The sequence below is a fragment of the Stenotrophomonas sp. YJH_SMC_21 genome (genome assembly GCF_059369555.1).
In genome coordinates this window covers 13,906-34,204 of record NZ_JCAFSU010000022.1, presented here as the reverse complement: position 1 = coordinate 34,204, position 20,299 = coordinate 13,906, and the positions used below count along the sequence as shown (strand labels likewise).

Genomic DNA, 20,299 nt, shown 5'->3' with positions numbered 1-20,299 from the left:
CAGCGGCCGGCACTACCACACGGGTATCATCGTCGCGAACGCCCTGATTTCCGGAGACCCCGATGAACCCGCTGCGCCCCTTCCGCGACAAGATGCCCATCCTCGGCGAGCGCGTGTACATCGACCCGTCGTGCACGATCATCGGCGACGTGGAACTGGGCGACGACGTGTCGGTGTGGCCGGGCACGGTCATCCGCGGTGACGTCAATTACGTACGCATCGGTGCACGCACCAACGTGCAGGACGGCACCATCATCCACGTCAGCCACCACAGCCCGTACAACAAGGCCGGCTACCCGACCCTGATCGGCGAAGGCGTGACCGTCGGCCACGGCTGCATCATCCACGCCTGCACGATCGGCGATTACAGCCTGATCGGCATGGGCGCCTGCATCCTCGACGGTGCCCGCGTGGAGCGCCATGGCTTCGTCGGCGCCGGTGCGGTGATCGGCCCCGGCAAGGTGGTGGGCGAAGGCGAGCTGTGGGTCGGCAACCCTGCCCGGCCGGCACGCACGCTGAGCGACAAGGAGATCGAGTCGCTGCACTATTCGGCCGACCACTACGTGCGGCTGAAGGACGAATACCGGGGCTGAGCAGCCAACGCTGCCGCGCGGCTCTGCTAAAGTCTGGGCCCGACCAGGACCTGTCGAGACCCCCATGCCTGTGGTTGCCAGCCGGAGAGGACTCCGGCGCCCACAACGAAGGCCACCGCGCTGATGGCCGCACCGATGCTCGATACCTACCGTGAGGTGGTGACGCCGGAGGGTGTGCTGCTTCAGTTGCCGGTAGCCGGACCGCTGCCGCGGGCCATGGCCTGGCTGGTCGATCTTGGCGTGCGCATCGCGGTACTGGTGCTGATGGCGATTCCGCTGGCGGTGCTGGACGAATTCGGCTCCGGCCTCAACCTGGTGCTGATGTTCCTGGTCTACTGGGTCTACCCGATCGTGTGCGAGGCGCTGTGGGGCCGTACCCTGGGCAAGCGCGCGCTGGGCCTGCGCGTGCTGTCCCGCGATGGCGCGCCCGTGGGCTGGATGGCGGCGATCACCCGCAACCTGCTGCGCACGGTGGACATGCTGCCGTTCGGCTATGCACTGGGCCTGGTCAGCAGCCTGTTCGATCCGCACGGCCGCCGCCTCGGCGACCTGGTGGCCGGCACCGTGGTGGTGCACGCGCCTGTGCTGTACCTGCCGCCGCCACCTACCATCGACAGCGTGCTGGCCCCGCCGCAGCCACTGCGGCCGGAGGAACAGGCCGCGCTGATGGCCTTCGCCGAGCGCGCGCCACGGCTGTCGGCGGCCCGCCAGCAGGAGCTGGCCGGCATTGCCGAGCCCCTGACCGGCACCCACGGCCAGGTCGCCGTGCTGCGCCTGTACGCCATGGCCAACTGGCTGCTGGGGCGGCGATGAAACAGGAACAGTTCGTCGCCCGCTACCAGCAGGAATGGCAGGAGCTGGAACAGTGGCTGCTGCTGCGTGCCGGCGCCTCGCGCCGCGCGCGCCGCAAGGCCAGCGGCCTGGCACTGGACGATACCGCCGTCCCGCAGCGCTACCGGCGCCTGTGCCAGCAGCTGGCGCTGGCCCGCGAGCGCGGTTACAGCCCGCAGCTGGTCCAGCGCCTGCAGCAGCTTATGCAGCAGGGCCACAGTGTGCTGTACCGCACACGGCCGACGCGCTGGCGCGCCGCGCTGGAATTCCTCGTGGCCGACTTCCCGCTGCTCGTGCGCAGCCAGGCACGCAGCATGTGGGTGGCGCTGGCGATGTTCGCGCTGCCGGCAATCGCCTGCTTCGTGCTTGTACAGGTCTACCCGGACCTGATCCACACGTTGATGGACAACCGCCAGATCGCCGCGATGGAGCGCATGTACGACCCTGCCGCCGAACGACTGGGCCGCGACAGCGGTACCGACTGGATGATGTTCGGCCACTACATCCTCAACAACATCAGCATTGCCCTGCGCACCTTCGCCAGCGGCCTGCTGGCCGGGCTGGGTACGCTGCTGGTGCTGCTGTTCAACGGCGTCACCATCGGCGCGGTGGCCGGCCACCTGCAGCACATCGGACACGGTGGACCATTCTGGCGCTTCGTGGCCGGCCATGGCGCGTTCGAGCTGACCGCGATCGTGATCGCCGGCGGTGCCGGCCTGCAGCTGGGCATGAAGCTGCTGGCACCGGGCCGGCGCAGCCGCCTGGACGCGCTGGTCGACGGTGGCCGCATCGGTGCGCGGCTGTGCCTGGGCGTGGCGTTCATGCTGCTGGTCGCAGCCTTCATCGAAGCGTTCTGGTCGTCGATCGCTGAAGTCCCCGCATGGACCAAGTTCGGCGTCGCCGGAGTGCTCTGGGCCGGCGTGCTGCTGTGGCTGTGGCGTGGCGGGCGTGGAGGCGGCCATGCGCATTGACCGTCTGGACGTGGTGCTGCGTGCACGCAGCGGCTGGGAAGCTATGGAGCTGGGCAGTGCCCTCGCCCGCCGCCATGCGCGCGCCGTGTGGGGCAGCTGGCTGCTGGCCAGTGCTCCGTTGTTCGTGATCTTCAACGCGCTGGGATGGTGGCTGGATGCCTTCGGCTGGGCCTGGCTGGCGATGTGGTGGTGCAAGCCACTGTTCGAGCGTGCGCCGCTGTATGTGCTGTCGCGCGGCATCTTCGGCGAACCGGTCAGCACACTTTCGGCCCTGCGTGCGCAGCGTCACTGGGGCAACACTGGTTCCTGGGGCTACCTGGGCTGGCGTCGCTTCAGCGTGCTGCGCAGCCTGTGCCTGCCGGTGAACCTGCTGGAAGGCAACGCACCGGGCCAGCGCGGTCCACGCCGCCGTGCGGTGGCTGCCGGCGCCGCAGGTGCGGCGACAGTGCTGACCGTGACCTGCATGGCGTTCGAAGCGGTGCTGGTATCTGGTGCCATCGGTGCAGTGTTCATGTTCATGCCACTGGACCTGATGTCCGAATCCTGGCGTGCGGCCTGGGACATGATCGGCAAGGACACGCCGGCATGGGCACGCTTCGGTTTCAATCTGGCCTGCTGGCTGGCGTCGGCGCTGATCGGCCCGTTCTTCGTCGGTGCGGGCTTTGGCCTGTACTTGAACCGGCGTACGCAGATGGAAGCCTGGGACGTCGAAATCGCCCTGCGCCGCCTGCGCGATCGCCTGCTGCCGGCGGCATCGACGCTGGCGCTGCTGCTGTGCCTGGCACTGCCACTGGTCTCCGCCCCGGTGCATGCGCAGGACGCAGATGCCGAGCCCGGGCGCGCAATGGGCAAGCCCAACGCCAGTGACATCGCCGCCGAAGACGACGACGATGAACCGACCATCGACCCGGCCAACACGCCGGCCACCATCTTCGGTGGCACGCCGGTGGACACCGCCGGTTTCCGTCAAGCGGTTAACCGCGCCTATGAGGACCCGCTGCAGCGCCCGACCCGCGAGGTCACCCGCTGGAAGCCGATCGAGCAGGCCGAGGAAAAGAAGAAGGAAGACAAGCAGCTGCAGCGTGACACCAACAGCAAAGGTGAACGCAAAGCGCGCAGGGACGGCATCGCCTGGCTGGCACGGCTGGCCGAATGGGGCCTGTGGGGCCTGCTCGGCATCCTGCTGCTGGTGCTGCTGCTGCCCGCGCGGCTGTGGCTGCCATGGCTGCGTGGCAGTGGCCGGCGCAAGGCCGACGCTGCACCGGAGGTGCTGGAGGAACAGGTGGAGTTGCCGGTGGTGCTGCCGCCGGACGTGGCCACCCAGGCTGGCCTGCTCTGGGACCAGGGCCGGCCGCGGCAGGCGCTGGCCCTGCTGTACCGCGCCAGTGTGCGCACGGTGGGCGAGCGCAGCGGTATCGCGCTTCCACCCGGGGCTACCGAAGCGCAATGCCTGCGCGCGTCGCGACGCATGCCCGAGGCCAGCGACCGTGACCTGTTCGCGCGCATCGTGCGCATGTGGCAGTACGCCGCCTACGGTGGCCGCCTGCCCAGCCGCGCCGATTTCGATGCATTGGCCGATACCCTGCGCCAGCAGTACGGGTGGCAGGCATGAGTCCGCGCCTGTTCTGGTCGCTGCTGCTCGGTGCATTGGTGCTGTTCGGTGTACCGCTGACCATCCTCTACCTGCGCACGCACGAACGGGTGACCGAGACGATCCGGCTGCCGCCACAGGGCGAGGCCGCCTACAACCCGCTGTACGTACTCGGCCAGGCGCTGCGCGCCGATGGCATTGACGTGCACTCGCGGCCGCGGCTGGAACTGCAGCAGATGGCACTGGGGCCGAACGATACGGTGGTGCTGCTGCAGGACAGCAGCGAACTGCCGCCGCCCGTTGCCAGCACGCTGCTGGACTGGGTCGACGGTGGCGGCCACCTGCTGGTACGTACACCGCCGCCGGCCGAGGACGATGCCGGCAGCACGCAGGGCCCCTTGCTGGACCGGCTGGGCGTGGACAGCCTGTTCCAGCGCAGCGACTGCCAGCCATTCCATGTCGACGACGATCCTGGCCACGTCGAATTCTGCGGTGGCCGCCGCTTCACCCTGGGTTTTGCCGCCAGTGCGCAGGCCGAACGTCGCTGGGGCACGGATCGCGACCTGGTGTTCGCGCGCCTGCGCCATGGCCAGGGCAAGGTGAGCGTGCTGGCCGACATTGAGTTCATGCGCAGCGAGGTGGACTCACCGGCGGCGCGCCTGGCCTCCGCAGGGGGCAAGGCCAGCGACGGCCTGCACGACGCGTCGCATCGCGACCTGACCCGCTACCTGCTCGATCCGAACTACGGCAAGGGTGCGGTCTGGCTGGTCTATGCCAGCCGCCCGCCGTCGCTGTGGTCGCGCATGTTCTATCAGGGCTGGCCGCTGTGGGCACCGTTGCTGCTGGCCCTGCTGGGTTGGCTGTGGGGCCGCTCGCAGCGCTTCGGCAGCCTGCTGCCGTCGCCGGTTCTGGAACGCCGTTCGCTGCTGGAGCACGTGCGCGCCAGTGGTGAACTGCTGCTGCGTTTCGGCCACGGCGCGCGCCTGTACGAGGCCGTACTAGCCCTGTTCCTGCACCGCCTGCGCCTGCGCGCACCGATTGCCGCCGCACTCGATGGCGCGCCGCGCGATCAGGCCATCGCCGAGCTGCTGAAGTGGCCGCAAGGCCGCGTTGCCAGCGCGCTCACGCCCCCTCCGCCGCACGATTCCTCCGCCCTGCGCGAGCGCATCCGCTTGCTGCTCCAGATGAGATCCCTGCTATGACCGAAGTCCCCGAGCTGCCGGCGGCCGCCAACGCCCGCCTGATCGAACGCGTCGATGCCATCCGCGATGCCGTCGGCCACGCCTTCATCGGCCAGGCTGATGTGCTGGACCAGATCCTGGTGGCCCTGCTGGCCGGTGGCCACGTGCTGATCGAGGGCGTGCCCGGGCTGGGCAAGACCCTGCTGGTGCGCGCGCTGGCCCAGGCACTTGAGCTGGACTACGGTCGCGTGCAGTTCACCCCCGACCTGATGCCCAGCGACGTCAGTGGCCACGCGGTGTACGACCCGAAGAGCGAGAGCTTCAAGATCCGTCGCGGCCCGGTGTTCACCAATCTGCTGCTGGCCGACGAGATCAACCGCGCACCGGCCAAGACCCAGTCGGCGCTGCTGGAAGTGATGCAGGAAGGCCAGGTGACCATCGAAGGCAAGGCCTTCACCCTGGCGCCGCCGTTCATGGCGCTGGCCACGCAGAACCCGCTGGAGCAGGAAGGCACCTACCCGCTGCCGGAAGCGCAGCTGGACCGCTTCCTGCTGAAGGTGCTGATCGACTACCCGCAGCTGGAGGACGAGAAGCGCATGGTGACCGCGATCACCAGCGGCCGCGCCGCCAGCGATTTCGACCTGAGCCAGGTGCCGCGCGTGCTCGGTGCCGGTGAGCTGCTGGAACTGCAGCGCGCCACGGCGGCGATCACCGTCGATGACGAAGTGATCGACTACGCGGTGCGGATTGTGGCGGCCACGAGGCAGTGGCCGGGTATCGCGGTCGGCGCTGGCCCGCGTGGCAGCATCGCGCTGGTACGTGCCTCGCGCGCGCAGGCGGTGTTGGCCGGCCGTGACTTCGTCACCCCCGACGACGTGCGCGACATCGCGCGCCCCGCGCTGCGCCATCGCATCGCGCTGGCACCGGAACTGCAGATCGAAGGCCAGGACGCCGACGACGTGCTGGGTGCACTGCTGGCCAAGGTGGAAGCACCGCGCCGATGAGGCCGGCCCCGCTGCTGCTGGCGCTGCTGCTGGCCTGGGCCGCCCTGGGTGGCCTGGTGCTGGGCGGCCTGCTGCCGCGCTGGAGCTGGGCGCTGGCCGCGGTGGCGATTGCCGTGCCAGCGTTGATGGATCTGTGGCGGCAGACGCGGCGTCCATCGCCGCAGATCCAGCGTGAGCTGCCCGAAGCGCTGGCACTGGGCGTGCGCCGCGAGGCCGCGCTGCGGCTGCAGGCGGACGCATCGATGACGGTGCAGGTGTTCGACCTGGTCCCCGGCGGCTGGCCGCTGGAGTCGCTGCCGCAGCGCGTGCGCCTGAAGGCCGGCAGCGCGTCCACCCTGCACTACCACCTGCAGCCGCTGCAGCGCGGGCGCTTCCGCTTCGACGGCGTGCATCTGCGCATGCGCTCGCCATGGCGCCTGTGGTGGCAGCAACGCACGCTGCCTCCCGTGCTGGACGTGCGGGTCTATCCGAACTTCGCACCGCTCACTCGCTTCGCCCTGTTCAGTGCCGACCAGGCCTCGCGGCTGGTCGGTGCACACGTGAAGCGCCGCCGCGGTGAAGGCACCGACTTCCACCAGATGCGCGAGTACCGCATCGGCGACAGTCTGCGCCAGCTGGACTGGAAGGCCACCGCGCGTGCGCGCAAGCTGGTCTCGCGCGAGTACCAGGACGAGAAGAACCAGCAGCTGCTGCTGATGCTCGACAGTGGCCGCCGCATGCTGGCCAGCGAGGGCGGGCTCTCGCACTTCGATCACGCATTGAACGCCTCGCTGGTGGTGGCCTACCTGGCGCTGCGCCAGGGCGATGCTGCCGGCCTGTTCGCCACCGGTGGCGAGCGCCGCTGGGTGGCACCGCAGCGCGGGATGGGCACCGTCGAGCACCTGCTGCGCGCCAGCTACGACCTGCAGCCGCGCGCGGTGGCCACCGACTACCTGGCCGCCGCCACCGAAGTGTCGCTGCGCCAGCGCCGGCGCGCGCTGGTGATGCTGGTCAGCAACGTGCGCGACGAAGACATCGAGGATCTGCTGGCGGCGGTGCGCCTGCTGCAGAAACGCCACCTGGTGTGCGTGGCCAGCCTGCGCGAGCGCGAACTGGATGCTGTCCTCGATGATGAGGTGCAGTCGCTGGAGGACGCGGCCCAGGCCGGCGCTGCGGCGCTGTATCTGCAGCAGCGCGCGAAAGCGCATGAAGCGCTGCGCAGCGAGAAGGTGATGGTGCTGGACGTGACCGCCGACGCCCTGCCCGGTGCACTGGTGGAGCGCTATCTGGCGGTGAAGCGCGAAGGGCTGCTCTGATACCAGGAACGGTTGCCGGCCAGCGGCCGGCACTACCCCATGCAACAACCGGTGCATCGCTTTGGTGGGTGCCAACCTTGGTTGGCACGAAACCCAAAGCGCCGACCAGGGTCGGCACCTACCAACGGCGGTTGCCGGCCAGCGGCCGGCACTACCCCTGCAACAACCGGTGCATCGCTCTGGTGGGTGCCAACCTTGGTTGGCACGAAACCCACAGCGCCGACCAGGGTCGGCATCTACCAACGGCGGTTGCCTGCCAGCGGCCGGCATTACCCCTGCAACAACCGCCGCTGCAATCGCTCCACCGCGCGCTGCAGCAACACCCGGTTGCGGGCCAGCTTCATCCACTGCGGCAGGCGCGAGAACATGGATCGGTGATGGCCGCGGCTTTCCCGCAGTGTTGCGCTCGCGTACTCGTGCAGTGCCTGCAGATGCTCAGCGTTGTAGGCCCAGAGCAGGCCCGCGCGGGTCGGTTCAACCAGGCGCAGCGGCAATCCGAAGTGCGGATCGGCAGGCTCGGCATCACGCAACGGACGCACCGAGACCGAAACATCGGTACTGCGATCACATTGCGCGCATCGAGCAGCGAAGGACGCCGGTGCAGGAACGCCAGCGGGAACCCGACGACGCACGTGCAGCCACTGATGCCCACAGAATCCACAAGGTTGGCGGCCCAGCATGTAGACCGCACCGACCCAGTCACCACTGTCCAGTGCAGAACTGCAGCCGGTGCAGCGGAATCGCGCGGTCCACCGGTAGGGTTCCCAGCTGGCGACCACCCAGCCGGGGGTGTCGCAGCGATGGCAACGCACCGCGACGCGGTCCGCGAAGGCCTGCAGGCTGCGCCCGTCATCGAAGTGCCGGCCAGGCACGGGCGAAGAACGCCCATGCCGGCCAGGCCAACGCCGCACCGCCATCAGACGTAGATCCGCGTCGGCGCCTCGTCCACGATCGCATGCGGCACGAAGCGCGCACTGTCACGGGTGATCGCGCTGTCGTCTTCGCGGATGCCGATGCCGCAGGCGTGGTCACCCACCACCCAGCTGCCGATCAGCGGGTAGCCGCCTTCGAAGCGGGTGAGCGGATGGGCGCGCTGGATGATCGCCGGGCCATCGTAGGGACCGTCGCTGCGCTGGGTGCTGCCATCGGCCAAGTGCATCTCGATGTTGGCCCCTTCGCGTGAGAACAGCGGCTTGCGCACCCAGCCCGACGCCAGCGTGCTGCCGTCATCGAAATGCGCTTCCAGCAGGTTCGGATGGCCCACGTTGCGCTGCCACAGCAGCGGCAGGATGCCCTTGTTGCTCAACACCGCCTTCCACGCCGGCTCCAGCAGCTGCACGCCCGAGCCGGGCAGCGCGCGACCGAATTCCTCGGCCATCAGGTCTTCCAGCGGATACAGCTTGAACAGCGTGCCGATCACCGAATCGTCCAGCGCGGTGAAGCGGCCGTCCTCGGACAGGCCAATGTCCTCGATGGCGATGGCCTGGCCATGCAGGCCGGCCTGCGATGCACAGTCGCGCAGATAGTCGACGGTGCCGCGGTCTTCTTCGGAGCTGCCCACGGCACTGAAGTACAGCGGCGGCGGCAGCTGCGTGGCCAGTTCGCCGAAACGCTCGACCAGCGCTTCGTGAATCGCGTTGAACTGGTCGGCGTGCTGCGGCAGGCGACCGGCGTTGCGCTGGTCTTCCAGCCACTGCCATTGGAAGAAGCTGGCCTCGAACAGCGAGGTCGGCGTGTCGTAGTTCAGTTCGTACAGCTTGGCCGGGCCGGTACCGTCGTAGGCCAGGTCCAGGCGACCGTACAGATGCGGCTGGCGCTGGCGCCAGCTGTCGGCGATCCAGTCGCGGTAATGCGACGGAATCGCGAGCTGGTCCATCAAGCGTTCGCTGGCGATGACATCGCCGACCAGGTCCAGCGCCATCTGGTGCAGCTCGGCGCTGGGGTCTTCGATGTCCTGCTCGATCTGGCGCAGGGTGAACGCGTAGTACGCGCTTTCGTCCCAGTACGGCTGGCCGTCGATGGTGTGGAAGCGGAAACCTGCCTCTTCCGCGCGCGCCCGCCATTGGGCACGCTCGGCAATCCGGATGCGCTGCATGGGTCGATCAGCCGCCGTAGCTGCCGCTGCTGCTGCGACGCGCGCTGGTGTTGCCGAAGCCACCACGGCTGGCAGTGACCGCACGGTTCGGTTCGCTGGTGACCGGGGCCAGGCCGGCCTTGCCCGCGCCGATGCCGCTGGCGGTGTTCAGGCCACCAGTGCCACCCGGTGCCGGGCGCGCCCAACCCGCATTCTTGTCCTGGTAGGCCGGCGCCGATGCCGGTGCCTGCGGTGCCAGGCCTCCGCGGTTGCTCAGCATCTGCGACATGAAGAAGCCCATCATCATCGGGCCGATGAACGAGGTACCGGCCGAGGTGTGCTGCTGCACGCACTGCTCCGGCTTGTAATCCTTCTCGCAGGCTTCCCTGCTGGCGTACTTCGGCGCCGCATCGGCGGCCTGCTTCTGCGCTTCGGCGAAGGCATTGCGGCACGACGACGGATCGCCGGTGGCCTCGGTGCAGGCCTCGACCGACGTGTACAGGCCTTCCTGCACCTTCACCTCCGGCTCCTTCTGGCAGGCGGTGAACAGCAGCGGCGCGGCGCTCATCAGCAGCAGCGCGGTGGTGCGGGAACGTTTCATGGCCTCATGCCCTGTCGACGGATCAATGCCCCAATGATGCCAAATCCGGACCAGCAACCGGAATCGGTAAAGTCCGAAAGATGAACGGACTTTCATTTTCGTCGCTCCAATCAGGAATCGGGGGTCAGAGCCCGTCGCGCAGCAACGGGATCCGACCCCGTCAGATCGCAGGAAACTGTCGAAGGCGGGGTGGGTCCGGTTGCGGGGGCGTGAGCGCCATGGATGGCGCGACCGAGGCTACATGGACGTACTTGCGCCGTCCCCCGCAGCCGGACCCACCCCGCCATCCCACGGATAGCCCAGCTGTTGCTGTTGAGGTTGCCGGCCAGCGGCCGGCACTACCCCGGGTGCAGGGCGCAGCCCTGCCGCTCTCTCCCCGGTGGTTGCAGCAGCAACCGAAAAAATTGGCCATGATCGGCTGACCCCCACGTCGTACGGCCTGCCCGTTCCGCCAGCCATGCCCGAATACCGTTCCCGCACCTCCACCGCCGGCCGCAACATGGCCGGCGCCCGCGCCCTGTGGCGTGCCACCGGCATGAAGGACGGCGACTTCCACAAGCCGATCATCGCCATCGCCAACTCCTTCACCCAGTTCGTGCCCGGCCACGTGCACCTGAAGGACCTCGGCCAGCTGGTCGCGCGCGAGATCGAGCAGGTCGGCGGCGTCGCCAAGGAATTCAACACCATCGCCGTGGACGACGGCATCGCGATGGGCCACGACGGCATGCTGTATTCGCTGCCCAGCCGCGAGATCATCGCCGACGCCGTGGAGTACATGGTCAACGCGCATTGCGCCGACGCACTGGTGTGCATCAGCAACTGCGACAAGATCACCCCCGGCATGCTGATGGCCGCGCTGCGCCTGAACATCCCGGTGGTGTTCGTTTCCGGCGGGCCGATGGAAGCGGGCAAGACCAAGCTGTCCGAGCACAAGCTGGATCTGGTCGATGCGATGGTGGTGGCTGCCGATGACAGCGCTTCCGACGAGAAGGTGGCAGCGTTCGAACGCAGCGCCTGCCCCACCTGCGGCTCCTGCTCGGGCATGTTCACCGCCAACTCGATGAACTGCCTGACCGAAGCACTGGGCCTGTCACTGCCCGGCAACGGCACCACGCTGGCCACCCACGCCGACCGTGAGGCGCTGTTCCGCCGTGCCGGCCGCCTGATCGTCGAACTCTGCCATCGCTGGTATGGCGGCGAAGACCCGAGCGCGCTGCCGCGCGGCATCGCCACCCAGGCGGCGTTTGCCAATGCGATGACCCTCGACATCGCCATGGGCGGTTCCACCAACACCATCCTGCACCTGCTGGCCGCCGCGCAGGAAGCGGAGGTCGACTTCGACCTGACCCACATCGACGCGCTGTCGCGGCGCGTACCGCAGCTGTGCAAAGTGGCGCCGAATACGCCGAAGTACCACATCGAGGACGTGCATCGCGCCGGCGGTGTGTTCGGCATCCTCGGTGAGCTGGACCGCGCCGGCCTGCTCGAAACCACGGTGCCGACCGTGCACAGCGCCAGCCTGGCCGAAGCACTGGAACGCTGGGACGTGGTGCGCAGTGACAACGACACCCTGCACACGTTCTTCAAGGCTGGCCCGGCCGGCATCCCCACCCAGGAAGCCTTCAGCCAGGCCACGCGCTGGCCGACGCTGGACGTGGACCGCGCCGAGGGCTGCATCCGCTCGCTGCAGCATGCGTATTCGCTGGAAGGCGGGCTGGCCGTGCTGCGCGGCAACCTGGCCGTGGATGGCTGCGTGGTGAAGACCGCCGGCGTGGACGAATCGATCCACGTGTTCGAAGGTCCCGCGCGTGTCTATGAAAGCCAGGACGCCGCCGTGGCCGGCATCCTCGCCGACGAAGTGCAGCCGGGCGAGGTGGTGGTGATCCGCTACGAAGGCCCGAAGGGCGGCCCCGGCATGCAGGAAATGCTGTACCCGACCAGCTATCTGAAATCGAAGGGACTGGGCAAACAGTGCGCACTGCTCACCGATGGCCGCTTCTCCGGCGGCACCTCCGGCCTGTCGATCGGCCATGTCTCGCCGGAAGCCGCCAGCGGCGGTGTCATCGGCCTGGTGGAAGATGGCGACCGCATCCGCATCGACATTCCGGCCCGCCGCATCGACCTGCTGCTGGATGAGACCACGCTGGCCCAGCGCCGCGCCGACGCCGATGCGCGTGGTTGGAAGCCGCGCGCACCGCGCCCACGCAAGGTCACCAGCGCGCTGAAGGCCTACGCCCTGCTCGCCACCAGCGCCGACAAGGGCGCCGTACGCAACACCGCGCTTCTGGGCGATTGACCGCCATACGGTAATGCCGGCCGCTGGCCGGCATCTGGGAAAAGGGGACGGAGGGAATTAAGTCGTTTGTGCCTAAAACGACTTAATTCCCTCCGTCCCCTTTTTTCCGGCCAGCGGCCGGCACTACCGGTCAGCCGATCACGCGCTTGAACGGCGGCAGCGCGTCGATGATGCGCTTGCCGTAGCGGCGGGTCAGCAGCCGCGAATCGAGGATGATCACGCGGCCGGTGTCGGTGGAAGTGCGGATCAGGCGGCCTGCGAACTGGGTCAGCGTGCGCAACGCATGCGGAATGGCGATCAGGTTGAAGGCATTCAGCCCACGCCCCTCGAACCATTCGCTGAGGGTGGCGGTCTGCGGATCGGTCGGCACCGCGAATGGCACCTGGGTGATCACCACCGTGGTGCAGGCTTCACCGGGCAGGTCGAGGCCTTCGCCGAACGAGTTCAGTCCGAACAGCACCGAACCCTCGCCTGCGGCCACGCGGCGCAGGTGCTCGTCGATCAGGCGGGTCTTGGACATCTCGCCCTGAACCAGCACCTGCTTGCGGCGCGCGGCCGACATCAGCCCGGCCACCTTCTCCATCTTCCAGCGCGAGGTGAACAGCACCATCGAGCCTTTGGCCCAGTCCAGCTCGGTGTCGAGATAGCGCGCCACTTCGCGCGGATGGCCTTCGCGGTCGTCCGGAGTGACCGGGAATTTCGGCACGATCAGTTCGGCCTGGTTGGGCAGGTCGAACGGTGACGACAGCGAGACCATCTCGGCCTCTTCCGGAATGCCGTTGTCGATCGCCAGCGACTGGAAATCGCCGCCGCCGGTCAGCGTCGCCGAGGTCATCACCACCGAGTCCACTTCATCCCACAGCAGCTTGCGCAGCACGTGCGCGGCCGAAACCGGCGAGCCGTGCAGCACCAGGTCGCCGTCGCGGGTGGCGGTGACCCAGCGCGCCATCGGCGGCGCACCGTCCTTGTCTTCGCGACGCCAGGCCTGCCACAGGTTGTACTGCTGCTCGATCATTTCCAGCGCCATGCCCAGGTTGCGCTGCAGGCGCTCGCGCGCGGCATCGTCCGGCTTGCCCTTGGCCACCTGCGCGGTGGCGGCGTGCGCCCAGTTGTAGAGGCTGCGGGTATCGTCAGCCAACGCCTCGATCGGCTCGCGCCAGGCCTCGGGCAGTCGCCCATTGGCCGCGCGCCACATCGGCTCTTCGTCCGCCGGCGCCGGCATCCACACCCGCTCGATATGATCGCGGAACGCGCGCAGCTGCTTGGCCACGTTGCTGGCCACCTCGATCGCTTCGTTCGGCAGCAGGTTGCCAAGGCGATCCTTGTCGACCGCGCGGTAGGCGCCGGCGATCAGGATCTGCAGGCGGCCGGTACGCTTGGCCATCTCGTCCAGCGCCAGGCTGGCCGCGCCCTGGTCGATCGCCACGTTGCCGATGTGATGGCCTTCGTCCAGCACCAGCAGCATGTCCGACGGCGGTGCGATCAACGGCTGGCCGTTGTCGCTGTCGCCGATCGACAGCGCCGACAGCAGCAGCGCGTGATTGGTGACCACGATCTGCGCGTCACGCACGGTGTTGCGCGAACGCAGCACCGCGCACTGTGCCGAGTACGCACAACGGCGCCCGGCGCAACCCGAAGCCGGCGTGGTGATGCGGCTGCGCAGGCCGGGGCTGATGGTCTCCGGTGCGTTGTCGATATCGCCATCCCAGCTGCCGCTGGTGAAGGCGTCGGTCAGGCGCTTGGCGATGTCCATTTCGATCGGCGCCAGCGGCCGGTCGAACAGCGGCGCGTCATCCTCGAACATGCCGCCCTGCGAGCCCTCGCCCTGCGCCTCGGCGGCATTGCGCGTGCACAGGTAGCGGGTACGGCCCTTGGCCAGCGCCACGGTCGCCTCCAGGCCGGTGGCTTTCAGGAAATTCGGGATATCGCGCTCGACCAGCTGCGACTGCAGCGCCACGGTGCCGGTGCTGATCACCAGCTTCTTCTTGCTGGCCAATGCGATCGGCACGCCTGCGGTGAGGTAGCCCAGGCTCTTGCCGACGCCGGTGGGCGCCTCGACCACGCCGACGCCACCGCTTTTCGACAGCGCACGCGACACCACGCCGATCATCTGGCTCTGCGAGCGACGGGTGGAAAAGCCGGGGGTATTGGCCTGCAGCGTCGTGTACGCCTTGCGGATCGCGTCCTTCAAGGTGTCATCGAGGGTGCGCGGAGCGGCGACGGTTTCGGTCACGCCGGGAATTACCGTAGCTGGATCAGGCCGGGCATTGTCGCATGGCCGGCCGCATTCACCGCCGCTGGGACCCTGAACGGGCCAGCGACGACGCCCGCTGGCGGTCCCGGTCCAATGACCGGACCATCCCAGGGGCAGATACGCCGGGCATGGCCCGGCGCGACCGGTCAGGCGGCCGGGAGCGTACGGGTACGCAGCAGGCGCACCAGCGCCCACACCACCAGCACCACACCGATGGCCTCGACCATCGCCAGCGCGAAATGCAGCACGCCGAGGATGGCACTCAAGCTCGACACGGCACTGAAATCACCGCTGCGGACCATCCACATCGGCAGGATGCCCGCCGCCATGCCGCCGAGGCTGGCCAGCAGCAAAAGCAGCAGGCCGACCAGGGCACCGGTGCGGGTGGCATCGCGCGGTGCGCCGACCACCCAGACCAGGCCCACGCACAGCGCGATCAGCACCGGCAGGCGCACGCCCACCATGCTCAGCACCGTGACCAGCAGGGTTGTGCCGTCCATCGATCAGTCCTCGCCGGCCAGCACGGCCGAGCCCTGGCGCAGCGACTGGTAGACCTCGTCGGTCTGCGGGCGCACACCGTGCCACTGCAGGAAACTCTCAGCGGCCTGCTCGACCAGCATGCCCAGGCCATCGACCGTATTGCGGCACTCCGCGGCGCGCGCCCAGGCCAGGAAGGCGATCGCCGCTTCGCCGTAGTTGAGGTCGACGGCGGTGGTCATCGAGTTGACCAGCGACAGCGGCAGCTTGAACTCGACGTCGCGGTCGCGGCCGGCCGAGGTGGCGTTGACGATCAGTTCGAAGTCACCCAGATCACGCAGGTCTTCCCAGTAGCGGCTGATCGCGCGACCCGGCTCACCCATCGCATCGATCAGTTCATCGGCGCGTTCCGGCGTGCGGTTGACCACCACCAGCTCGGTGATGCCGGCATCAAGCAGCGCCGGGGCGACGCTGCGCGCGGAGCCACCGGCACCGATCAGCAACATGCGGCGGCCACGCAGGTCCAGGCCATGGCGGTCGGTCAGGTCACGCACCAGGCCGATGCCGTCGGTGGTGTCGCCATGCCAGCGGTCGCCCTTGCGCAGCAGCGTGTTGACCGAACCGGCGCGGCGCGCGCGTGCGGTCAGGGTGGTGCACACCGAGAACGCGGCCTCCTTGTGCGGCGAGGTGACGTTGGCGCCGACACCGCCGTCGGCGGCGAAGGCCTCCAGGCCGGCCAGGAACGCCTCCGGGGCCAGGTCGATCGCGCGGTAATCCACCGCGATGCCTTCCTGGCGACCGAACGTCGCGTGGATCTGCGGCGACTTCGAGTGGGCAACGGGGTGTCCGAAGACGGCGTAACGGTCGGTCATGGAATCCTCAAGCTGGCTAGACTGATGCTCTGTTCGTGCATGGAACCGGATGATGCGCATCACCCTGCCCCTGCTGGTGCTTGCCGCCAGTCTACTCTCTGCCCCCGTGGCGATGGCGTTGAACGAGTACGGCATCGAAGGCATGGGCGTGATCTCGACCCGTGCCGACGAGGGCCGCGCCACGATCAGTGCCGATGGCCGGCGCATCGTCTTCGCCCGCCGCGGCGAAGCCGGCTGGGGCCTGTGGGAGGCGCGCGTGGTCGATGGCCGCTGGCAGCAGGCGCAGGCCCTGGCGGTGGGCGTGGCCGGTGAGGCCCGCGATCCGTACTTCAGCCGCGACGGCCGCTGGCTGTTGTTCGCCGCCGGCCGCGAAGGCGCGCTGGCGCTGTACCGGGCTGCAGTGGAAGCCGATGGCCGGCTGGGCAAGGCGCACCCCATGGCCGGCGACGGTGGACGCCACGAAGAGCGCGGGCCGGCCCTGAGCGCGGACGGCACGCGGCTGCTGTTTGCCCGCCAACAGGGCCGTGGCGCCGGCTGGAACCTGTTCGTGGCGACGCTGGATGCGCAGGGCATGCGCGGCCCTGCCACCGCATTGACAGCGTTGAACAGCGCCGATGACGAGACCGACGGCGACTGGCTGGGCAACGATGGCGCGGTGGTGTTCAGCCGCGGCAACGGCACGACCGCACAGGTGTGGAGCAGCGGCTGCGCGTGGAGTGGCGCGGCCCTGCAACCGTTGGGACTGTCGTTCAACCAGACCGGCGGCTGGACCGGCGCGCCGGTGATCGACAACGCCAAGCCAGGCGAAATGATGGTGGCCAGCAGCGCGGCCAGGGCACCGCGTGCCGGTGGCGTGGACGTGTACCGGTTGGCGGTGCCGAAGGTGGCGGCGGTGGCCGGGTGCGTGCGGTAGATCCACGCCGCGCGTGGATGGCGCCCGCGAAGGGGTCAGAGCCCTTTCCTGCGGAAAGGGATCCGACCCCGGGCATTGCCCGTCAGCGCGACAACACCTTGGCGCGCAACTGCTCGTACTCCATCTCGCTCAGCTGGCCATTGTCCTTGCGCTGGTTCAGCGCGGCCAGCTCGGCCTGCACGCTGTCCGGCAGGGCCTGCTCACGGGCCACGTGGCGGGCGGCGGAGAGCTGCTCCGGTGGGCGCTTGCCCGCGCGCCACGCGGCGATGAAGACACCGACGATGATGGCGCCGAACACCAGCGTGCCGGTGCCCCAGATCAGCCATTGCATCCATCCCAGTTCGGGTCCCATCGCGCAGTCCTCCGTCTATCGTGGCGCTATTGTCAGCGCTCGCGCAGCCATCGCGCCACCTGCGGCGCGAAATAGGTCAGCACGCCATCGGCACCGGCCCGCTTGAAGCCCAGCAGCGACTCCAGCACGCAGGCGCGCTCGTCCAGCCAGCCGTTGGCGAAGGCGGCCTTCATCATCGCGTACTCGCCACTGACCTGATAGGCGAAGGTCGGCACGCCGAATTTTTCCTTCACCCGGCGCACCAGGTCCAGGTACGGCATGCCCGGCTTGACCATCACCATGTCGGCGCCCTCTTCCAGGTCCAGCGCGATCTCGCGCAGGGCCTCGTCGCCGTTGGCCGGGTCCATCTGGTAGGTCTTCTTGTCGGCCTTGCCGAGGCTGGCCGCGCTGCCCACCGCATCACGGAACGGACCGTAGAACGCCGAGGCGTACTTGGCCGAGTAAGCCATGATGCGCACGTTGACGTGGTTGTCGGCATCCAGCGCACGGCGGATCGCGCCGATGCGGCCATCCATCATGTCCGACGGCGAAACGATGTCGACGCCGGCTTCGGCATGCGACACCGACTGCTTGACCAGCGCTTCGACGGTGATGTCGTTCAGTACATAGCCCTTGTCGTCGATGATGCCGTCCTGGCCGTGGGTGGTGTACGGGTCCAGCGCCACATCGGTCATCACCCCCAGTTCCGGGAAGCGCGACTTCAGCGCGCGGATCGCGCGTTGCGCCAGGCCGTCCTCGGCCCACGCCGCCGATGCATCCAGCGATTTCAGCGACGGGTCGATCACCGGGAACAGGTCGATCACCGGAATGCCCAGCTCCAGCGCCTCTTCGGCCACCTTCAGCAGTTCTTCGATCGACAGCCGCTCCACGCCCGGCATCGACGGCACTGCGGTGCGGCCGGCCAGTTCGTGCACGAACACCGGGTAGATCAGGTCGTCGGTGGTCAGCGTGTTCTCGCGCATCAGGCGGCGCGAGAACTCGTCGTGGCGCATGCGGCGCGGGCGGTACAGCGGGTGGGACATGGCAGGCTCCGAGGAGTGGCTATTGCAACAGGTAGCCCTGCGGCAGCAGGGGTTCGGGCAACGGGCGTTCGCCGAGCGCATCGAGCTGGTCGATCTCGATCGTGCGCACCAGCGCGTCCAGCGGCAGGTCGTTCGGCTCCAGGCCGAACGGGTCTTCCATTTCTTCGCCCAGCTGGTCCAGGCCGAAGAAGGCATAGGCCAGCACCGCCGACAGCACCGGCGTGCCCCAGCCCAGCGAACTGGCCAGGCCGAACGGCAGCAGCACGCAGAACATCCACGCGCAGCGGTGCAGCAGCAGGGTGTAGGCGAACGGCAGCGGCGTGGTGAGGATGCGCTCGCAGCCGGCCTGGATCGACGACATCGCGTGCAGGCGCTCTTCCAGCTGGGTGTAGAGGATGGGCTCGAGCTGGCCGGCGCGCAGCGCATGCGCCAGTTCGGCCGCGATCATCGCCAGCAGTGCATCGGGCACGTTCTCGCGCTGGCCCAGCTGTTCGCGCTGGCGCTTGTCCAGCCACGGCAGTGCTGCCAGGGCGACGATGCGACCACGCAGTCGCGCCGCCAGCGCATGGGCGAACGCGGTGGTGAGGTAGGCGACGCGACGACGACGGCCCGCGTCGTCGGCCAGCAGCAGGTTTACCTGGCGCGCCAGCGAACGCGATTCGTAGACCAGCTGGCCCCACAGCTTGCGTCCTTCCCACCAGCGGTCGTAGCAGGCGCTGTTGCGGAAGCTGAGGAAGATCGACAGCACCAGGCCAAGCAGGGTGAACGGGGTCACCGACACGCGTTCGATGCCGGTGGGGGGCGCCAGTTCGACCACCGCAGCCACGGCGATGGACAGGATCAGGATGGCCAGCACCTTCGGCGCGATCGCTTTGACGATCGAACCGCGCAGGATGTACAGAAGTTGCCAGCCGTGGGGACGGGGTCGGATGATCATGGGGCAGCCGCGCGGGGCGCGGATTCACAGGCACGCGGGGGGCTCGCGCAGCCATTCATTGTACGCCCCCGCCCGGCCATCGGCCGTGTGCCTGCGACGCCCTGTCGCACCCGGGACCGGGCTCAGACCACGCCGCCGCCCAGGCCAAGACGCAGGATGCCGACCACCACCACGATACCGTTCAGGACCAACCCGGCCCACGCCCGGCCACGCTTGCTCGGGTGGGTGAACAGGATGCCCAGCGCGGCGATGACCGCACCGACCGCGGCGAACGGGATCAGGAACCAGTTGCCCCAGCCCAGCAGCGGAATCAACGCCAGGATCATCCACAACAGCGCCAATACGCCCCACAACAGACTGATCACACCCATGCCGCTCTCCCGCAGTTGGTTCCTGGCCCCACCATAATCGTTCCCGTTGCCGCCGCCTACTGCCATTGGCGGGGCTGTCACCCGGCCCGTGCTAGCGTGCTGTCGTGCGTGCCCCGGCCCGGGTGTTGGCGCCGATTCAGAGTGGCCCGCCGATCATCGCAACCAGTCCTGCAGGGGAAGTGCCATGAACATCCGTTGGGCCGCGTTGGCGGCCACGCTGCTGGTCGCCGCCGGCTGTGCCAGCACCTCCAAGGTGATGCTGGGCCGCGCGCGCGCACCGATCGATCCGGCGCTGGTGCAGATCTATTCGACGCCACCGGCCGGCTCCCAGGAAATCGCCCAGCTGGAATCGTCTTCCGCCGTCGGCTTCGGCACCCAGGGCCAGACCGACGCCGCCGTGGCCCGCCTGAAGCGTGAAGCCGCAGCGCTGGGCGCCAACGGCGTGGTGCTGATGGGCGTGGGCAGCAGCGGTTCGCCGGTAGGCATGTCGGTGGGCGCGGGCACGTTCGGCTCGCACGTCGGTGGTGGCGTCGGCATCGGGATTCCGACCACGCAGAAGCGCGCCGCGGGCGTCGCGATCTGGGTGCCGAATCCGGCACCGCCGGCGCGGTTGCCGACACAGGTGATTACCCCGCAGCGGTGACGCAGCAGCGTCACCGGGGTA

General features: G+C 68.7%; 20 protein-coding genes. 10 read left to right on the top strand and 10 right to left on the bottom strand.

All coding sequences use genetic code 11. The features are described 5' to 3' along the window. The first annotated feature begins 62 nt into the window (after nt 1-62). The 7 genes from AC5P67_RS19280 (at nt 63) to AC5P67_RS19250 (ending at nt 7,466) form a co-directional block, all read left to right on the top strand. A complete protein-coding gene (locus tag AC5P67_RS19280; RefSeq protein WP_005411530.1) occupies nt 63-593 on the top strand; it encodes a gamma carbonic anhydrase family protein in 531 nt (176 codons plus the stop codon). Nucleotides 594-716: 123 nt separating this feature from the next. Further along, nucleotides 717-1,406 (top strand): RDD family protein, encoded by a 690-nt coding sequence (locus AC5P67_RS19275; protein ID WP_005414811.1) that lies wholly within the window; start codon nt 717-719, stop codon nt 1,404-1,406. Continuing rightward, complete coding sequence (locus AC5P67_RS19270; RefSeq protein WP_005411532.1) at nt 1,403-2,395, top strand: stage II sporulation protein M; 993 nt, start codon at nt 1,403-1,405, stop codon at nt 2,393-2,395. The genes AC5P67_RS19275 and AC5P67_RS19270 overlap by 4 nt, the downstream gene beginning before the upstream one ends. Continuing rightward, complete coding sequence (locus AC5P67_RS19265) at nt 2,385-4,007, top strand: DUF4129 domain-containing protein (RefSeq protein WP_495215110.1); 1,623 nt, start codon at nt 2,385-2,387, stop codon at nt 4,005-4,007. The genes AC5P67_RS19270 and AC5P67_RS19265 overlap by 11 nt, the downstream gene beginning before the upstream one ends. After that, nucleotides 4,004-5,188, top strand: coding sequence for a DUF4350 domain-containing protein (locus tag AC5P67_RS19260; RefSeq protein ID WP_043035567.1), 1,185 nt, complete (start codon nt 4,004-4,006; stop codon nt 5,186-5,188). Before AC5P67_RS19265 ends, AC5P67_RS19260 begins: the two co-directional genes overlap by 4 nt. Beyond that, the gene (locus AC5P67_RS19255; protein ID WP_005411535.1) at nt 5,185-6,171 is read left to right on the top strand and encodes an AAA family ATPase; all 987 of its coding nucleotides are present in this window, start codon (nt 5,185-5,187) and stop codon (nt 6,169-6,171) included. Before AC5P67_RS19260 ends, AC5P67_RS19255 begins: the two co-directional genes overlap by 4 nt. Beyond that, the gene (locus AC5P67_RS19250) at nt 6,168-7,466 is read left to right on the top strand and encodes a DUF58 domain-containing protein (protein WP_114619040.1); all 1,299 of its coding nucleotides are present in this window, start codon (nt 6,168-6,170) and stop codon (nt 7,464-7,466) included. The genes AC5P67_RS19255 and AC5P67_RS19250 overlap by 4 nt, the downstream gene beginning before the upstream one ends. Before the next feature lie 269 nt (nt 7,467-7,735). Here the strand turns inward: AC5P67_RS19250 and AC5P67_RS19245 are convergent, their stop codons facing one another. From AC5P67_RS19245 to AC5P67_RS19235, 3 genes are read right to left on the bottom strand one after another with little or no spacing between them, the layout of a single operon-like run. Next, nucleotides 7,736-8,383, bottom strand: a complete 648-nt coding sequence (locus AC5P67_RS19245) for a hypothetical protein (protein WP_111118377.1) — start codon at nt 8,381-8,383, stop codon at nt 7,736-7,738. Further along, nucleotides 8,383-9,561, bottom strand: coding sequence for a glutathionylspermidine synthase family protein (locus AC5P67_RS19240; RefSeq protein ID WP_049397686.1), 1,179 nt, complete (start codon nt 9,559-9,561; stop codon nt 8,383-8,385). The genes AC5P67_RS19245 and AC5P67_RS19240 overlap by 1 nt, the downstream gene beginning before the upstream one ends. Nucleotides 9,562-9,568: 7 nt before the next feature. Then, nucleotides 9,569-10,141 (bottom strand): DUF1190 domain-containing protein, encoded by a 573-nt coding sequence (locus AC5P67_RS19235; RefSeq protein WP_005411539.1) that lies wholly within the window; start codon nt 10,139-10,141, stop codon nt 9,569-9,571. 457 nt (nt 10,142-10,598) lie between these two features. Here AC5P67_RS19235 and ilvD point away from each other — a divergent pair, with 457 nt between their 5' ends. After that, nucleotides 10,599-12,437, top strand: a complete 1,839-nt coding sequence (ilvD, locus tag AC5P67_RS19230) for a dihydroxy-acid dehydratase (protein WP_076739706.1) — start codon at nt 10,599-10,601, stop codon at nt 12,435-12,437. 130 nt (nt 12,438-12,567) lie between these two features. On the opposite strand, the gene dinG is transcribed toward ilvD, so the two are convergent. The 3 genes from dinG to aroE all read right to left on the bottom strand — a co-directional run bounded on the left by dinG (nt 12,568) and on the right by aroE (nt 16,040). Beyond that, complete coding sequence (gene dinG, locus AC5P67_RS19225) at nt 12,568-14,670, bottom strand: ATP-dependent DNA helicase DinG (RefSeq protein ID WP_005411541.1); 2,103 nt, start codon at nt 14,668-14,670, stop codon at nt 12,568-12,570. Between the two features lie 167 nt (nt 14,671-14,837). Then, a complete protein-coding gene (locus AC5P67_RS19220) occupies nt 14,838-15,191 on the bottom strand; it encodes a hypothetical protein (RefSeq protein ID WP_005411542.1) in 354 nt (117 codons plus the stop codon). Between the two features lie 3 nt (nt 15,192-15,194). Continuing rightward, the gene (gene aroE / locus AC5P67_RS19215) at nt 15,195-16,040 is read right to left on the bottom strand and encodes a shikimate dehydrogenase (RefSeq protein ID WP_033833778.1); all 846 of its coding nucleotides are present in this window, start codon (nt 16,038-16,040) and stop codon (nt 15,195-15,197) included. A 49-nt stretch (nt 16,041-16,089) separates the two neighbouring features. Between aroE and AC5P67_RS19210 the strand changes: the two genes are divergently transcribed. Beyond that, entirely contained in the window at nt 16,090-16,953 is an 864-nt protein-coding gene (locus tag AC5P67_RS19210) for a hypothetical protein (RefSeq protein WP_495215109.1), read from the top strand. Nucleotides 16,954-17,035: 82 nt separating this feature from the next. Here the strand turns inward: AC5P67_RS19210 and AC5P67_RS19205 are convergent, their stop codons facing one another. The 4 genes from AC5P67_RS19205 to AC5P67_RS19190 all read right to left on the bottom strand — a co-directional run bounded on the left by AC5P67_RS19205 (nt 17,036) and on the right by AC5P67_RS19190 (nt 19,635). Continuing rightward, the gene (locus AC5P67_RS19205; RefSeq protein ID WP_005411545.1) at nt 17,036-17,305 is read right to left on the bottom strand and encodes a hypothetical protein; all 270 of its coding nucleotides are present in this window, start codon (nt 17,303-17,305) and stop codon (nt 17,036-17,038) included. A gap of 32 nt (nt 17,306-17,337) precedes the next feature. Next, nucleotides 17,338-18,327, bottom strand: a complete 990-nt coding sequence (gene hemB, locus AC5P67_RS19200) for a porphobilinogen synthase (protein WP_005414824.1) — start codon at nt 18,325-18,327, stop codon at nt 17,338-17,340. A 19-nt stretch (nt 18,328-18,346) separates the two neighbouring features. Beyond that, the gene (locus tag AC5P67_RS19195) at nt 18,347-19,264 is read right to left on the bottom strand and encodes a bestrophin family protein (RefSeq protein WP_005411547.1); all 918 of its coding nucleotides are present in this window, start codon (nt 19,262-19,264) and stop codon (nt 18,347-18,349) included. Nucleotides 19,265-19,386: 122 nt separating this feature from the next. Then, nucleotides 19,387-19,635, bottom strand: a complete 249-nt coding sequence (locus tag AC5P67_RS19190) for a hypothetical protein (RefSeq protein ID WP_005411548.1) — start codon at nt 19,633-19,635, stop codon at nt 19,387-19,389. A 184-nt stretch (nt 19,636-19,819) separates the two neighbouring features. Between AC5P67_RS19190 and AC5P67_RS19185 the strand changes: the two genes are divergently transcribed. Then, on the top strand, nt 19,820-20,278 hold the full coding sequence (locus AC5P67_RS19185) for a hypothetical protein (protein WP_005411549.1): 459 nt from the start codon (nt 19,820-19,822) through the stop codon (nt 20,276-20,278). Nucleotides 20,279-20,299 lie beyond the last annotated feature (21 nt).

Bases quoted from the DNA above. Each gene is read 5' to 3' on its own strand.
- AC5P67_RS19190 (WP_005411548.1), bottom strand. From the start codon at position 19,635: ATGGGTGTGATCAGTCTGTTGTGGGGCGTATTGGCGCTGTTGTGGATG.
- AC5P67_RS19240 (WP_049397686.1), bottom strand. From the start codon at position 9,561: ATGCAGCGCATCCGGATTGCCGAGCGTGCCCAATGGCGGGCGCGCGCG.
- AC5P67_RS19250 (WP_114619040.1), top strand. From the start codon at position 6,168: ATGAGGCCGGCCCCGCTGCTGCTGGCGCTGCTGCTGGCCTGGGCCGCC.
- AC5P67_RS19245 (WP_111118377.1), bottom strand. From the start codon at position 8,383: ATGGCGGTGCGGCGTTGGCCTGGCCGGCATGGGCGTTCTTCGCCCGTG.
- AC5P67_RS19270 (WP_005411532.1), top strand. From the start codon at position 1,403: ATGAAACAGGAACAGTTCGTCGCCCGCTACCAGCAGGAATGGCAGGAG.
- AC5P67_RS19280 (WP_005411530.1), top strand. From the start codon at position 63: ATGAACCCGCTGCGCCCCTTCCGCGACAAGATGCCCATCCTCGGCGAG.
- AC5P67_RS19210 (WP_495215109.1), top strand. From the start codon at position 16,090: ATGATGCGCATCACCCTGCCCCTGCTGGTGCTTGCCGCCAGTCTACTC.
- ilvD (WP_076739706.1), top strand. From the start codon at position 10,599: ATGCCCGAATACCGTTCCCGCACCTCCACCGCCGGCCGCAACATGGCC.
- AC5P67_RS19185 (WP_005411549.1), top strand. From the start codon at position 19,820: ATGAACATCCGTTGGGCCGCGTTGGCGGCCACGCTGCTGGTCGCCGCC.
- AC5P67_RS19195 (WP_005411547.1), bottom strand. From the start codon at position 19,264: ATGATCATCCGACCCCGTCCCCACGGCTGGCAACTTCTGTACATCCTG.
- aroE (WP_033833778.1), bottom strand. From the start codon at position 16,040: ATGACCGACCGTTACGCCGTCTTCGGACACCCCGTTGCCCACTCGAAG.
- AC5P67_RS19265 (WP_495215110.1), top strand. From the start codon at position 2,385: ATGCGCATTGACCGTCTGGACGTGGTGCTGCGTGCACGCAGCGGCTGG.
- AC5P67_RS19255 (WP_005411535.1), top strand. From the start codon at position 5,185: ATGACCGAAGTCCCCGAGCTGCCGGCGGCCGCCAACGCCCGCCTGATC.
- AC5P67_RS19275 (WP_005414811.1), top strand. From the start codon at position 717: ATGGCCGCACCGATGCTCGATACCTACCGTGAGGTGGTGACGCCGGAG.
- AC5P67_RS19220 (WP_005411542.1), bottom strand. From the start codon at position 15,191: ATGGACGGCACAACCCTGCTGGTCACGGTGCTGAGCATGGTGGGCGTG.
- AC5P67_RS19205 (WP_005411545.1), bottom strand. From the start codon at position 17,305: ATGGGACCCGAACTGGGATGGATGCAATGGCTGATCTGGGGCACCGGC.
- AC5P67_RS19260 (WP_043035567.1), top strand. From the start codon at position 4,004: ATGAGTCCGCGCCTGTTCTGGTCGCTGCTGCTCGGTGCATTGGTGCTG.
- hemB (WP_005414824.1), bottom strand. From the start codon at position 18,327: ATGTCCCACCCGCTGTACCGCCCGCGCCGCATGCGCCACGACGAGTTC.
- AC5P67_RS19235 (WP_005411539.1), bottom strand. From the start codon at position 10,141: ATGAAACGTTCCCGCACCACCGCGCTGCTGCTGATGAGCGCCGCGCCG.